This is a genomic window from Micromonospora sp. B11E3 (assembly GCF_039871625.1).
In the GTDB taxonomy this organism is placed as follows: Bacteria; Actinomycetota; Actinomycetes; order Mycobacteriales; family Micromonosporaceae; genus Micromonospora.
Genome location: NZ_JBDPMC010000026.1, coordinates 76,952 through 90,936, shown reverse-complemented (window position 1 = coordinate 90,936; position 13,985 = coordinate 76,952). Strand labels below are relative to the sequence as shown.

General features: G+C 70.6%; 11 protein-coding genes and 1 pseudogene. 5 read left to right on the top strand and 7 right to left on the bottom strand.

Translation table 11 applies throughout. The features are described from left to right. Nucleotides 1-129 precede the first annotated feature (129 nt). From ABGB16_RS15820 to ABGB16_RS15810, 3 genes are all read right to left on the bottom strand, one after another. Entirely contained in the window at nt 130-393 is a 264-nt protein-coding gene (locus ABGB16_RS15820) for a hypothetical protein (RefSeq protein WP_347668809.1), read from the bottom strand. A gap of 108 nt (nt 394-501) precedes the next feature. After that, nucleotides 502-1,167, bottom strand: a complete 666-nt coding sequence (locus ABGB16_RS15815) for a low temperature requirement protein A (protein WP_347668808.1) — start codon at nt 1,165-1,167, stop codon at nt 502-504. Between the two features lie 263 nt (nt 1,168-1,430). Beyond that, nucleotides 1,431-1,829, bottom strand: coding sequence for a DUF4190 domain-containing protein (locus ABGB16_RS15810; RefSeq protein ID WP_347668807.1), 399 nt, complete (start codon nt 1,827-1,829; stop codon nt 1,431-1,433). A 158-nt stretch (nt 1,830-1,987) separates the two neighbouring features. Between ABGB16_RS15810 and ABGB16_RS15805 the strand changes: the two genes are divergently transcribed. The 4 genes from ABGB16_RS15805 to ABGB16_RS15790 all read left to right on the top strand — a co-directional run bounded on the left by ABGB16_RS15805 (nt 1,988) and on the right by ABGB16_RS15790 (nt 6,568). Then, entirely contained in the window at nt 1,988-2,701 is a 714-nt protein-coding gene (locus ABGB16_RS15805; protein WP_347668806.1) for a PRC and DUF2382 domain-containing protein, read from the top strand. 450 nt (nt 2,702-3,151) lie between these two features. After that, nucleotides 3,152-3,991, top strand: a complete 840-nt coding sequence (locus ABGB16_RS15800; protein WP_347668805.1) for an FAD-dependent oxidoreductase — start codon at nt 3,152-3,154, stop codon at nt 3,989-3,991. 48 nt (nt 3,992-4,039) lie between these two features. Then, nucleotides 4,040-4,687 carry a Rid family hydrolase gene (locus tag ABGB16_RS15795; protein WP_347668804.1) on the top strand — a complete coding sequence of 216 codons (648 nt, stop codon included), beginning with the start codon at nt 4,040-4,042 and terminating at the stop codon, nt 4,685-4,687. A 375-nt stretch (nt 4,688-5,062) separates the two neighbouring features. After that, nucleotides 5,063-6,568: a hypothetical protein gene (locus tag ABGB16_RS15790; protein ID WP_347668803.1), complete on the top strand. Its 1,506-nt coding sequence runs from the start codon at nt 5,063-5,065 to the stop codon at nt 6,566-6,568. 107 nt (nt 6,569-6,675) lie between these two features. Here the strand turns inward: ABGB16_RS15790 and ABGB16_RS15785 are convergent, their stop codons facing one another. Then, nucleotides 6,676-7,719: an NAD(P)-dependent alcohol dehydrogenase gene (locus ABGB16_RS15785; RefSeq protein WP_347668810.1), complete on the bottom strand. Its 1,044-nt coding sequence runs from the start codon at nt 7,717-7,719 to the stop codon at nt 6,676-6,678. Between the two features lie 300 nt (nt 7,720-8,019). After that, nucleotides 8,020-8,739: pseudogene (locus ABGB16_RS15780) on the bottom strand (helix-turn-helix transcriptional regulator). A gap of 308 nt (nt 8,740-9,047) precedes the next feature. Between ABGB16_RS15780 and ABGB16_RS15775 the strand changes: the two are divergent. Further along, the gene (locus ABGB16_RS15775) at nt 9,048-10,322 is read left to right on the top strand and encodes a multidrug effflux MFS transporter (protein WP_347668802.1); all 1,275 of its coding nucleotides are present in this window, start codon (nt 9,048-9,050) and stop codon (nt 10,320-10,322) included. 77 nt (nt 10,323-10,399) lie between these two features. Here the strand turns inward: ABGB16_RS15775 and abc-f are convergent, their stop codons facing one another. Further along, on the bottom strand, nt 10,400-12,037 hold the full coding sequence (gene abc-f, locus ABGB16_RS15770; protein WP_347668801.1) for a ribosomal protection-like ABC-F family protein: 1,638 nt from the start codon (nt 12,035-12,037) through the stop codon (nt 10,400-10,402). A gap of 340 nt (nt 12,038-12,377) precedes the next feature. After that, nucleotides 12,378-13,967, bottom strand: a complete 1,590-nt coding sequence (locus ABGB16_RS15765; protein WP_347668800.1) for a DUF4139 domain-containing protein — start codon at nt 13,965-13,967, stop codon at nt 12,378-12,380. Nucleotides 13,968-13,985 lie beyond the last annotated feature (18 nt).

Here is a 13,985-nt window from a genome sequence, read left to right as displayed (position 1 = left end):
GCTCAAACTCCAAGTACCAAGCCCGCGGACCCAACGTAGACCGGCATAGCTACAAAGCCACCATCGCGATCGACATCATCACAAACCATTGCGAAACACCCGCCGGACCTTAACCGAGCGGCGTTGGGGCTAGTGGGCTGGGGAGGGTGCCTCGGGGGGTCGGCCGGCGGCGTGGCGGGCGTCGGCGAGGGCGACGGCGAGTAGTACGAGCGCGGCCACGACCGTGGCGGTCAGCGGCGGGGCGAAGTACAGGGGGACGGCGATGACCGCGAGGGCGGTGATGGCGGCGACGCGGCGGAGGGAGAGCCGGTTGAACACGATGCGTTCCAGGCGGATGCGGCCGTAGAGGAACAGCGCCGGGCCGCCGAGGCTCGTGACGAGCCACAGCGGCACCGGTGAGCCGCCCGGGTGTTTCAGCCAGCACCGCGAGGGTCAGCGGAGTGTCCCGTTGCTCGGTGAAGCTGATGCCGACGGCGAGCACGGTCTCTCCGAGGGCGATCATCAGGAACTGCTGGTAGCGCTCGGGTAGGTGGTGGATGCTTTCCATGGCCCAGGCGCTGACCCGCGGTCTGGCCATCCCGGTACCGGCCAGCGCAGTTGCGCGGCGACGATGTCCACGGCCACGGCGGTCCCCCACACGGCGGCCCGGGCGCCGCCGCTGATGGCGACGCCAGCGAGCCAGATCACCGCCGTGACCGCGAACCACAGCGCTGACCGGAGGTAGAGCTGCCGCAGGGGGTGTCCGCGCAGCGCGGGCATCAGGATGAGTGGCCGGCCGCACTGCAGGATCACGTACGGCAGCACGAACGCCCAGCCGCGGCCGACGAAGGCGTGCGGCACCGATGAGGCCATGATCAGCATTCCGAAGGCGCTGGCCAGGACGATCCACTGGATCTTGTGGCGGCGGGGGGTCGAACAGCTGGTGATCTGCGCCGTCGTGGTCCACAACCAGAGCAGCGGCAGCGCCAGCACCAGGAGGTAGGCCATCGCCCGCCACCGGATGACGAGATCGTCGCTGACGATGTCCCGCGTGACCCGGCTGACCACCCCGGCCAGGGCGAACACCAGGACCAGGTCGACGAACAGTTCCAGGAAGTTGGCCTGCCGCACGTCCTCGCGGCGTTGCAACAGGTCCCGGCCGACTTCACCGCCTTCCCGGAGTTCCATACCGCTCATACTCGCCCGCACAACCCTGGCTTACGGGCGCGTTGGACGGACGTACACCCGAAAAGTCCTACCCGGAGACGGCGGTATCGGCCTCGCGGGGTCGCCGGTCTGCCACGGTATGCAACACAGCCTTCAGGAGGTCAGGCGCGATCGAGTGACCGCTTGATAAGCAGATCTGACCGGATGCGTTTTGGCCGGTTTGCACCTCTCTATCGAGGTGTCCACGCGATCCGACGTTGGGCGAGGTCTGGGCGCGGGGGAGGTCAGCGTGGCAGGTCGTGGCGGAGGTCCTGGACGCGGCGTTCGAGCCGGTTCACCGCGCCTTCGTTGTTGAGGAAGGTGGTGAGGCCCGCGGCGAAGGCGAGGGCCAGCCCGACTGCGATGACGCTGAGGACGAGGCCGCCGATGTCGACGCCGCGGCCGGTGACGCCGGGGCGTCGGGTCATGCGGACTCCGATGATGCCGAGGACGATGCCGATGACCCCGAGCACGAGCCCGGCTGGGGCCAGGATGGCGGTCAGCACGCAGATCAGCGCCGAAACACCGAACACCAGTGCGAACGTTGCTGCCGCGCTGGTCTTCGCGGCGGTGCCGGTTGCGCCCCTGCGCGGTCCGGTGGGCTGGTTCGCCGATCCGCCTGCTGGCGGATTGAACGTCGTCATGTCTTCCCCTTCCTCGCATTCACCTCAGGCGAACCGGCGATTGCCCACGTCCGTGACTGTTATGCCCGCTGGGAGTGCCGCGGGTTGTTGGCAGGCGCGGGGTGGTGAATGGCTGCGGCGACCGGGTAGGCGGGAGGTGACAGGGAGAGGAGAGGGCCGTGGAACTGACTGAGCAGCAGGTGCGTTCGCTGTATGGCAAGGACGTCCAGGACCAGTCGGGCGCCAAGATCGGCAGTGTCCGCCAGGTATGGGCGACTGCGGGCTATCCCGCCTGGGTCAGCGTGCGGACCGGTGGTCGCCAGGAGCCGATGGCTCCGCTGGGCAACGCCCAGATGGCGGACGGGCAGCTGATGCTGGCCTACGACAAGGCGACGGTCACGAGCGCCCCGAGCGTGGACGCAGGTACGGACATTCCGCTTGACGCGGAGCAGACTGCACGGTTGTACCAGCACTATCAGATGCAGCCGCGGCAGGCGCCGCAGCGCGCCCCGCAGGGCCGCGAGGACCTGATCCGGTCCGAGGAGCGGCTGCGGGTCGGCACGGAGAGCCAGCCGGCCGGCAAGGCGGTGCTGCGCAAGCACGTGGTCACCGAGAACGTGCACACGACCGTGCCGGTCGAGCACGACGAGGTGTATGTCGAGCGCGAGCCGATCACCGCCGAGAACGCCGGGAAGGTCCGCGCCGATATGGGTGAGGCGCAGCAGGAGATGCCCCTGCGCGCGGAACGCCCTGTGGTGGCCAAGGATCAGGTGCCGGTCGAGCGGGTCCACCTGGCCAAGAACGAGGTCGTCGAGGACCAGCCGATCGACGACCAGGTCCGCCACGAGGAGGTCGAGACGAACATCCCCGAGGCCAGCCGCCGACGTCGGTGACGTAGGTATCGCCCGGCAGGGCTCACGGGCGGGCAGGTCACGGCCTGCCCGCCCCCTGCCGTGCCAGTGCGGTGTCCGCTGACGTTCGCCGCCTTACTACGCGCCGATCATGGAGTTCTGGCGCCTGGCAAAGTTGGGCAAAAGCCATCTTTTCCGGCACCGAAACTGCATGATCGGCAAGAGTGAACCCGGTCAGCTCGCCTCGTCGCGACAGTTCCGGATCATGCGTTTCGACGTGCCGGTTCCGTCGCATCCCCTTGCCCCCCAGCCAGCCGGGCTCGAGCGGGTCGAGGGTCAGCCCCGCGACCACGACGAGCGGGCGCCGCCGGCGATGAGGCGACGATGGCGGGATGAGCCGGCCTGGCTTCGTACACCGGCGGCGGGTGTCGCGGCTACGCCCCGGAGCCGGGCGCCGGATTGGAGGCGGGCACGCCGATCCCGCCGTTCGCCATGTCCGACCTCCTCGCCTCGACGATGGGCAACTACTTCTCGTTCGAGATGGGGTTCGACCAGGCGATGATGATGTACCAGCCGGTCGGCGGGATGGACCGGATCGCCTACGCCTTCGCCGAGGCGGTCGGCGCCCGCCGGCTGCGGTACAACGCCGAGATCGTCGAGTACAACAACACGATCGATGGCGTCGAGGTCGTCTACACGACCCCGGACGGTCCGAAGAAGGCCGTCGCCGACTTCGCGATCAACGCCATTCCTCCGCACATCGCCGCGAAGATCAGGTCCAACCTGCCCGCTGAGATCGTCGCCGCACTCGGGTCGGTGTGCGTCACCAACGCCGGCAAGATCGGCATCGAGTACAACCGCCGGTGGTGGGAGGAGGACTTCCGCATCTACGGCGGCATCACGAACGCCAACACCAACATCGCGAACATGTGGCACCCCTCGTACGGCTATCACGGCAGGCGGGGCACGATGATCGGCTACTACAACACCGGCGCGAACGCGAACTTCTACGGCAACCTCACCCCACCCCAGCGGCTGGCGGAGGCGGTCAAGCAGGGGAAGAAGATCTTCGGCGATGTGTACGGCGAGGACATCGCCGCGTCCTTCTCCCAGGACTGGGCCTCCGCGCCGTTCTCTGAAGGAGCGTGGGCCGGCTGGCCCGGCGCGATCGGGGGGCAGACGGGCGCGGCGTACCGCAACCTCCTGGAGCCGACCGGGAACGTCTACTTCGCCGGCGACCACCTCAGCCATGCCATTGCCTGGCAGCACGGCGCGATGGTCTCTGCGCGCGCCGCCGTCGAGTCCCTCCACGCCCGCGTCACGGCCGCATGAGCATGCCCGCCACCTATCCCCGACCGCCCCGCCAGAAAGGCCCCCACAGTGCGCCGACTCGGCATCCTTCTCCCCGCCGCCGCCGTCCTCCTCGCCGTCCCGGCCGTTGCCATCGCCGGAGGGTTGTTCCCACCGCGGCCCGGTACCACGGTCACCGTGCTCCCCAGTGGACAGGACAACCCCTCGATCGCCGACGGAGTGGCCATCGGCAAGGGAACGGCGCTGTACAAGACCAGCGGCCTCGGCCCGGCGGCCCTCAACACGGCCGCGCCGGCCGGGTCGGAGGCGCGCTACATCGACACTGTGGTGTTTCCCGGTGGTGTGCTGCCGGCCGGCGTGACCATCACCGAGGCGCAGGGCATCAACGTGCTGCGCCGCATCGGGGAAAATCTGGCCAAGGTGGGCCTATCCTACGAGGACGTCATCACCATGCGGGTGTTCCTCCAGAATCCCGCCGGCCAGGAGCGGATGGACTTCAACGGCTGGAACCGGGCCTACCGGCAGTTCTTCGCCAACACCAGCCTCTCGACCGGTGAGCCCGTGCCTGTGCCACTCGGGTCGGCTGCGCCGGCCCCGCCGATGGTGGTCAACCCCGCTCGGCCATCGCGGTTCGCGCTCGAGATCGAGAATCTACCGGTCAACGGCTGGCTGGTCGAGGTCGAAGTGGACGCCGCCTATCCGTCACAGGACGAGTGATTTCGACCCGCCGCGTACCGTCGGCCCGTTGCCAAGGGACGCAGACAACCCTTCGTGACGGGTCGACGGGTTCCTGGGCACGAACCCGCACAGGGTGGCCGCAGCACGGCCTCATCGTCATCGCCGACGCCGAAAATGTAACCCTCTCGACGGCTTCGACGCCTGATCGGGTGGAGCGGACAAGATCCGGATGACCGCCGGTGGTCCGGCGCGTACCGCTCCTGTCCCTGTTCCCCAACAGCGAAGGAACTCATGAGCGGTATACCTGTCCCCGCGCCCAGCCACCGGATGCCGGGTGCCGGACCCCGATGGGGACGCGGCCGGCACGCGCCCCGGCCGTGGCGCCGTCGCGCGCTCGGCATCACCCTGGTGGCGGTGCTCGCCACGCTCGTCACCACCGACGTCATCCCCGCGCGCCACGCCGGCGCGACCGTGATCGAGGAGAACCATTCCGTCTCGATCAGCGGCGAGTACGGCAGCGCGGTCTTCACCCCGGCAAACTCCACCGTCGGGGTCCTCCAGTCCAATCAGGTGACCCGGCAGATGATCCAGGTGGGTGTGAGCCCCCGCGACGGGTCCTCCGGTTTGACCTTCCGGTTCGCCTCCCGGGACAACTCGAACGAGTACCTGAAGGTCGGCTACTACGGCGACGCGCAGAACGAGCCGTTCACCGATCCGGGGCGGCCGGGTATCTCCATCAGCCCACTCGGCTTCTGCGACGACCAGCGGGGCAACTTCGAGGTCCGCGACATCCAGTGGAACGGGCCCGCGATCACCCGGATCTGGATCACCTTCGTGCGGTACTGCAACAACGCCTTCACCGCCGACCAGCGCCCCACGTTCGGTGAGATCCGGGTCGGCTATCCGAAGCCGTCGTCGATCGACGTCACCCCCCGTTCCGTGCGCTGGCCGCCCGGCACGTACCCGGGCCGCTCGTCGTACGACATGCCGGTGACCGTGTACCCGACCGGCTCGACCCCGGCCACCGTCGACTCGGTGGCGCTCACCGGGCCCACCCCCAGCTCGTTCCGGATCCGCCGCAACGACTGCACCGGTGTGGTCGGTCCGTCCGGTTGCACGGTGTGGGTGGGCTTCGTTCCGCAGTACGCCGGCCCCCGGTACGCAAGATTGGAGGTGAAGACGTCGGCGGGCACCATGAGCACCACCCTGGACGGCGCCGGTGACCTGGGCACCAGCGACTGGTCCCTGGACGTCGACTACGACGACGCCACCAGGACCGACGTGCGCCTCGACCTGCCGAACTCGATCAGCTGGGGCAACCCGTACGAGATCTCGTCCCAGGGGTATGGCGCGGACGGCACGCTCTGGATGGCGCGGTTCTTCCTTCCGACCGGGCAGACCTTCGCCCAGGGCAGCCACTACGAGTGGAAGCCCGACGACACCGGGCTGCGCGTGAGCCTGTCCTGGGCCAACAACGCCTGCGAGGTCGACCGTGGGGTCCTGGACATCGCCAACCTGGCGTACAAGGGGCCGGACAAGCGGCTCGATCTGCTCGACATCACTTTCGACGCGCACTGCCGCTCGGCCAGCGGGCGGACGCTGAGCGGGCGGATCCGCTACCACGACCGGACCGACCTGAAGGGCCCGTACCGGGTGAGCGGCGTCAGCGCGGTCCGGGACGGCAACTACGTCAGCCTGAGCTGGACCAACCCGCCGTCGACCGACTTCGCCCGCACCATCGTGCGGTGGTACTCCGGCGATGTCGCGCCCGGAGTGCCGGACGTCGGCAACCTGGCCCGCTACGGCACCACCAGCCCGGTCCGCTTCGCCGCGCCGACGGGCAAGCCGGTCGCGATCTCGATCTGGACGTTCGACAAGACCGGCAACGCCGGTCTACGGACGGAGGTCATCGTCCCCTGAGGCACGGGGACGACAGCGGGGCCCGGACCGTCGGTCCGGGCCCCACCGCGCCCATCACTGCCAGCTGTCAGCCCACCAGTGCTGAGCCGACCCCGCCGTGCTCACGGTCAGCCGAGGGTGGTGGTGTCGATGACGAACCGGTAGCGGACGTCGGAGGCGAGGACGCGGTCGTAGGCGTCGTTGATCTTGTCGGCGGAGATGAGTTCGATCTCGGCGCCGATGTGGTGTTCGGCGCAGAAGTCAAGCATCTCCTGGGTCTCGCGGATGCCCCCGATCATCGAGCCGGCGTAGGAGCGTCGAGAGCCGATGAGGGAGAAGACGTTCAGGGTCAGCGGTTCGGCGGGGGCGCCGACGTTGACGAGAGCGCCGTCGACCGCGAGCAGGCTGAGGTAGGCGTCGACGTCGATGGGGGCGCTGACCGTGTTGATGATCAGGTCGAACCGGCCGGCGAGCTGCTTGAAGGTGTCAGGGTCGCTGGTGGCGTAGTAATCGTCGGCGCCCAGGCGGAGTCCGTCTTCCTGCTTCTTCAGCGACTGCGACAGCACGGTCACCTCGGCGCCCAGGGCGTGGGCGATCTTGACTGCCATGTGCCCCAGCCCACCGAGGCCGACGACCGCGACCTTCCTGCCGGGGCCGGCGCCCCAGCGCCGCAGCGGCGAGTACGTGGTGATGCCGGCGCACAGCAGCGGCGCGGCGGCCGCGAAGTCGATTCCCTCGGGCACCGACAGGACGAAGCCGGCATCGACCACGACGTGGGTGGCGTAACCGCCCTGGGTGATGGTGCCGTCCCGGTCGACGCCACCGTACGTGGGCACCATGCCGTTCAGGCAGTACTGCTCGTCGCCGTTGCGGCAGTTCACGCAGTCCCGGCAGGCGTTCACCATGCAGCCGACCCCGACCCGGTCCCCGACCTGGCAGCGGGTGACCTCAGAGCCGACCTCGGCGACGACGCCGACGATCTCGTGGCCGGGCACCAGCGGGTAGGGCTGGGGCCCCCAGTCACCGCGAACGGTGTGGATGTCGGAGTGGCAGATGCCCGCGTACTTGATCTCGATGAGCACGTCGTTGGGGCCGACGTCGCGCCGCTCGATGATCGTGGGGGCCAGCGGCTCGGACGGGCTGGGTGCCGCGTAGGCGTGAACACGCATGATGGTTGCTCCTGTTCTTCGTGACGAGGTTCGGCCGCGCAGCGGCCGGTTGCGCTTACGGGCGGCTACTCGGCGCAGGGCGTCGGCGTGCCGCGCCCTCGCCGGCACCGTGTGGCTGGCCACCAGCATCGGCCCGGGGTGGCGCCGGCGCCGTGGGACGCCGTGGGGCTCAGCCGAGCGGCCCGCCGCCCGGCGGGGTCGATGGCGACGGCGAGGACGGGACGGTTGGGGTCGTCCTCGACGGCCCGTCCGGTGAGGAGGATGACGTCGATTCCAGGGTGACTCGGTGGCTGGTCGTCGCGTTCATCGTCGTCCAGCAAACCTCATCCGTGACCTGCTGGGGAGTCTCTGCTGAAAGGTGTACCGGCAGGGCACCCCACAGCCCAGGGTGAGGCCCGGGTCCGCGACCATTTCCAGCCCCTCGTAGGCGAGGGCCAGGTCGCCGACGATGTGGTGGCGGAAGGTCTTTGCGCCTGTGCCGTGGTGCCGGACGTTGTGGGCTCCCCAGCGTTTCCGGAACTCGTCGCTGCGCGTGGAGAGTTCCCCTACGAGGTCGTGGAGATCCTTGTCGTGCGGATCGCGGCCGGCTTCGGTACGGAGGATGGCGACTCAGACGTCGGCGGCGAGGTCCCACTCCGGGTAGAAGCGGTGGGCGTTCTCGTCGAGGAACGTGTGCCGTGCGATGTTGGCGGGGCGCTGCGGTTGGGCGTACACCTCGGCGTAGAAGGCGCGGGCGAGCCGGTTCGCGGCGAGCAGATCCAGGCGGCCGTTGCGCACGAACGCGGGACCCTGGGTGACGGCGTCGAGGGCCCACTGCAGGCTGGGGCGCACCGACCACTGACGTGCCGTGCGGCGCCGGGGCCGCATGAGGGCACTGCTGCCTTCCGCAGCTCGCGCGAGGTCGAACAGGTGGGCCCGCTCCGCGTCGTCGAGCTGGAGCGCCCGTGCGATGGCGTTCAGCACACTGGGTGAAACCCCGGCGAGGGAACCCCGTTCGACTTTCGAGTAGTACTCGATGCTCACGCCGGCCAGCGACGCGACCTCGCTGCGGCGCAGGCCCGGGACCCGCCGGTTCGGGCCGGCGGGCAGGCCCGCCTGCTCCGGGCTGATCTTGGCTCGCCGCGAGACGAGGAACTCGCGGACCTCCGTGCGATTGTCCACGTCTCGACCGTACGTGTCGCGCGGCGTGGCTGGGGTGCCCTGTCGGTACACCCTCCAGCAGGAACTTCCTGAACAGGCACCGCCGGGATCTGCTGGATCGCGACGAGGACAGCCGGCCCCACGCCCAGCGGGTGACCGTCCTGACAACACCATCCTGGAAAGGAAGGTGCGTGCGCACCATCCGCACCGAATTCGCCACGCGTGGACAGGCCGTGGGCCGCCCGCTGGCAGTCGTGCTCGGCTTGCTGACGATTTTCGGTCCGATTTCCATGGACCTCTATCTGCCCGTGCTGCCTGCGCTCACCGTCGAGTTGGGCACCGCGGCCTCGGTGGCGCAGTTGACCATCACCGCCTGCCTGCTCGGGCTCGCGTTCGGCCAGGTCGTCGCCGGGCCCCTGTCGGACAGGTTCGGCCGACGCCGCCCGCTGCTGGTCGGCGTGATCGCCTACGTGCTCACCTCGGCCCTGTGCGCGGTCAGCCCGAACGTCGAGACCCTCATCGCCGCCCGGTTCATCCAGGGCCTCGCCGGCGCCGTGGGCATCGTCATCGCCCAGGCCGCCGGCCGCGACCTGTACTCCGGCCGCAGGCTCGTCCGCTACTACGGGCGGTTGACCGTACTCGGCGGGCTCGCTGCCATCATCGGCCCGGTCATCGGCGGGCAGTTGGCGAACCTCACCGACTGGCGGGGCGTCTTCCTGTTCCTCGCCGCCGTGGGCGCGGCGATCCTGATCACCTCGACCACGATCTTCCGGGAGACCCTGCCGTCCGAGCACCGCGGCGGCGGCGGATTCCCCCAGACCGGACGCGACTTCCGCCACCTGCTGTCGGACCGGGTGTTCCTCGGCGCCGTGCTTGTCACGGGCATGGTCAACGCCGCCCTGTTCGCCTATCTGAGCGGCGCGACCTACGTCCTCCAGGGAATCTACGGTCTCTCGCCGCAGGGCTACTCCTTCGCGTTCGGCCTGAACTCGCTCGGGTTCATGGTGTTCGGCTTCGTCGCCGGGCGGCTCTGCGAGTGGTGGTCGGAGAAGGCGACGCTCGTGGTCGGGCTCGTCATGTGCGTCGCCGGCGCCGGCGGTCTGCTCGTCACCGCCGCGTTCCACCTGCCGCTGATCGCGATCATCCTGTCGCTGCTCACGATGGTCAGTGGTGTCGCCGTGACCACCCCACCGACCACCTCACTCGCACTGGCGGACTACCCCCACGTCGCAGGCACCGCCGCCTCACTGCTCGGCCTGGCCCGGTTCGCGTTCGGCGGGCTGGCCGCGCCGCTGGTCGGGCTCGGCGGTGGCACCAATCCGGTCCCGTTCGGGCTGATCACCGTTGTCACCACCCTGCTCGGGCTGGTCGCCTACGCCACGCTCATGCGGCGGCCGGCGACCACCTACCCGCATCCGACTGGGGACATCCCGGAACCCGCGGTCGCTGGCGCCACCCGGCCCTGATCCGGCCGGGTCTGGCAGTGCCGCCCACGAGGCCTCCGGACGGCGCCGGGGGCGGCGTCAGCGGAGCGGGTCGGCGGTCACGCGCCGTCAGGTGCGGGGACCTCGCGTAGGCGGCCTTCGTCGAGGCGCAGCCACCGTTGCACGCCGATGTCGGTGAGGAACCGTTCGTCGTGGCTGACCACCACGAAGGCGCCCTGGTACGCGGTGAGGGCGCTCTCCAGTTGGCCCACGCTGAGCAGGTCGAGGTTGTTCGTGGGTTCGTCGAGCAGCAGCAGGTGTGGCGCCGGCTGGGCGTAGAGGACGCACGCGAGGGTGGCGCGCAGCCGTTCACCACCGGAGAGCACGCCCACCGGTAGGTGCGCCCGGGCGCCGCGGAACAGGAAGCGGGCCAGCAGGTTCATCCGTTCGGTGTCCGGCCGGTCGGGGGCGTACGCGGCGAAGTTCTCCGCGACCGTCCGGTCCAGATCCAGCAGGTCCAGGCGTTGCGATAGGTAGGCGACGCGACCCTCGGCGCGGCGCACCTGCCCGACGTCCGGGGCGAGGTCACCGTGCAGCAGGCGCAGCAAGGTGGACTTGCCGGTGCCGTTGGGCCCGGTCAGCGCGATCCGCTCGGGGCCCCGGATGGTCAGGTCGACACCGTCGCCGGCGAAGACCGGCCGACCGCCGTGGTGGACCTGCGTCCGTTCCGCGGCGACGACGGTGCGGCCGGCGGGAACGGTGGTGTCGGGCAGTTCCAGGGCGAGAATCTGCTCATCGCGAAGGGACCGGCTGGCGTCGTCGAGCCGCGCCTGGGCCTCGTTGACCCGATTGGCGTGCGCCTGCCGTGCCCGGCCGGCCGATTCCTGGGCGCTGCGTTTGAGCCCACCGGCGACGATCCGGGCCAGGCCGGCGTTGCCGAGGTTGCGGGCGGCGTTGCCGGCCCGCCGCTCGGCCCGCTCCCTGGCCTGCTGCATCTCCCGCTTCTCCCGCTTCACCTCCTGCTCGGCGCTGCGCACGGTACGCTCTGCCGCTTCGCGCGCCGTCCGCGCCGCCTCCTCGTACGCGGTGAAGTTTCCGCCGAACAGGTGCACCTCGCCACGGTCGAGTGCGGCGATGCGGTCCATCCGGTCCAGTAGGGCCCGGTCGTGGCTGACCAGCAGCAGGCACCCGGGCCAGTCCGCCAGCACCGCGTACAGCCGGTGTCGGGCATCGATGTCGAGGTTGTTGGTCGGCTCGTCGAGCAGCAGCACGTCCGGACGCCTGAGCAGTTGGGCCGCCAGGCCGAGGGAGACCACCTGCCCGCCGCTGAGGGTGTGCAGGTGCCGGTCCAACGCCACGTCACCGAGGCCCAGCCGGTCGAGTTCGGCCCGGCTGCGCTCCTCTACGTCCCAGTCGTCCCCGACCGCGGTGAAGTGCTCCTCCGCCGCGTCACCCGCCTCGATGGCCCGCAGCGCCGCGAGTGCCGCGTCGATACCGAGCACCTCGGCGACGGTCAGGTCACCGGCGAGGGGGAGGTTCTGCGGCAGGTAACCGAGCACGCCATCGACCGCCACGACGCCTCCGGTCGGGGCGAGGTCGCCGGCGATCAGGCGGAGCAGGGTGGTCTTGCCAGCACCGTTCGGCGCCACCAGGCCCGTACGGCCGGGCGGCACGGTGAAGGACAGGTCGGAGAAGACCGGGGTGTCGTCCGGCCAGGAAAAGGACAAATTCGCGCAAATGACGCAGGCGTCGGACATCGGAAAGACCTCGGGGAAAGCCGGGAACGCGGCAGGCGCCCCGGTCGGGCGGACGGAAGCATGACGAGACAGGCCGCCCCCGGCAACGGCCGGCAGGCGGTGGGGCCGCTCACCCCGAAATGTCGTCGTCCCCCGTCACCATGATCCGCTCCCTGGTTCCCTCGCTGCGGTCTCCACCGCCCTGCCACCCTAGCAACAGCGGGGATCTGCCGGTACCGTGCGACCGTCGCGCCGGTTACCACTCCTTCCGGTCAGCCCCTGCTGCTGCGGGCCGTGCGGCCGCACCGGGAGGGCGGGTTCCGCCGGAGCCGGCCGCGCGGCCACGCATGAAACCGGCCCCCTACTCCCGCCAGCCGGTCAGCTCGACCCCCTTGGCGAGTTCCACCCGGAAGCCCATGGTGATCTCACCGCTGTCCCCCGGCTCGAGCCGCAGCCGCCAGGTCAGCTCGCCCAGCTCGGTACGCTCGGCCGGCGGCGGCACGAGGGCGGCTTCCCGCACGACCACCCCGTCGTCGCGGGAGACCGGCAGTTGGTCGCGTATCTCGACCGTCGCCGGTCGGGGCGTGTGGTTGGCGACGCTGATCCGGTACTCCACCTCCCGCCGCCGGGTCGAGCCGAGCGTTGCCCTGGTCTCGGAGCGCCGGTTCAGCTTCCGTTCCACCCGCAGCCGGTCATCCACCCCGAGCGCCAGCTCGGTCTCCTCTCCGGGCGCCCAGATCGGCAGCCGGGTGGCCGCGACGAAGTCGGCGCCGTGGAACACCGCCGCCGGGCCGGGGAGCAGCGTGTGCGCCGACGTGTTACGGACCGTGGCGCGCAGGTGCGCCTCGGCGGCGCGCACCGGCACGGTCACGTGGTCCAGTCGGGCCGGCAGCTCCAGTACGGCGATGGTGGCCCGGTGCGCGCTGCCGTCGGCCGGTACCGCCACCGGACGGGCCGGGCGGTAGGTGGCCGCGGTCACCCCCTGCTCCACCTCGGCGACGTTCTCGCGCATCCTCGGGCGCGGCGGACCGGACCGGGCCGCGCCACCGGCGAGGGCCGGCGCCGCGCCGGGCGCCGGGGGCGGCGGCATCCCGGCGGGCGGGGCCGCCGACACGGCCACCGGCGGCGCCGGCCGGAACCGGTCGAGATACCAGGGCGACAGTTCGGGTACGGCGGTCGCCGCCGCCGGTCGGGCGGTCGAGAGCTGGAGTTCGCACTCCGGCCAGTCCTCCCCGGTGTCCTGGCTGACCAGCCCGAACCAGGTGACGGTCATGGTGTCGTCGACCAGCCGCAGATCGTAGGAGGGCTGCCAGCGTGCCCCGTCCACCAGGTAGGTCAGTTCCAGGTCCAGTTCGGCGTCGTCGGCGTCCACCGAGACGGTCACCTCGGCGGCCAGCCGGTCCGGTTCCCGCTTGCCGTTCGCGGCGGCGAGGTGACGCTCGACGACGGCCAGTTCCTCGGCCAGCTCGGTGCGCCGCCGGGCCAGCCGCCGTCGCCGGCTGCGCGAGTCAGCGAGTTGGCCGGCCACCGAGTCGGTGAAGGCGGCCACGTCGGTCGGGGCCGCGTCGCCGGAGGCCAGCGCGCGGGCGTACGTGCCACCGGCCCGTTCGGCCAGCCGGGCGAGGAACTGCCCCCGCTGCTCCTCGATCTCGTCCGCGTCGGCGACCTCGGCCAGTTCGTCGGCCAGTTCGCGGCGCCGCTGCTCCAGGCCGCTGATCTGCCCGTCGGTGCTGCGGGCCTGCCGCCACGTGGTCACGTCCACGCCGAGCACGGTGGCCGCGCCTCGGCCACCGACCCGGATCGAGTCCCGCCGCAGGCCCAGTGGGAGCGGTGCGACCCGTACCCGGTGCTCACCGGCGGCCAACCGGGTGCTGCCCCGACGGGTGATCCGGGCCCGGTCCGGGTAGACGGTGACGCCGACGATCGGTGCTTCGATCTCCACTGTGTTCACGGCGGCGAGGGTAGTTGA

Bases quoted from the DNA above. Each gene is read 5' to 3' on its own strand.
- ABGB16_RS15815 (WP_347668808.1), bottom strand. From the start codon at position 1,167: ATGGAACTCCGGGAAGGCGGTGAAGTCGGCCGGGACCTGTTGCAACGC.
- ABGB16_RS15810 (WP_347668807.1), bottom strand. From the start codon at position 1,829: ATGACGACGTTCAATCCGCCAGCAGGCGGATCGGCGAACCAGCCCACC.
- ABGB16_RS15800 (WP_347668805.1), top strand. From the start codon at position 3,152: ATGTCCGACCTCCTCGCCTCGACGATGGGCAACTACTTCTCGTTCGAG.
- abc-f (WP_347668801.1), bottom strand. From the start codon at position 12,037: ATGTCCGACGCCTGCGTCATTTGCGCGAATTTGTCCTTTTCCTGGCCG.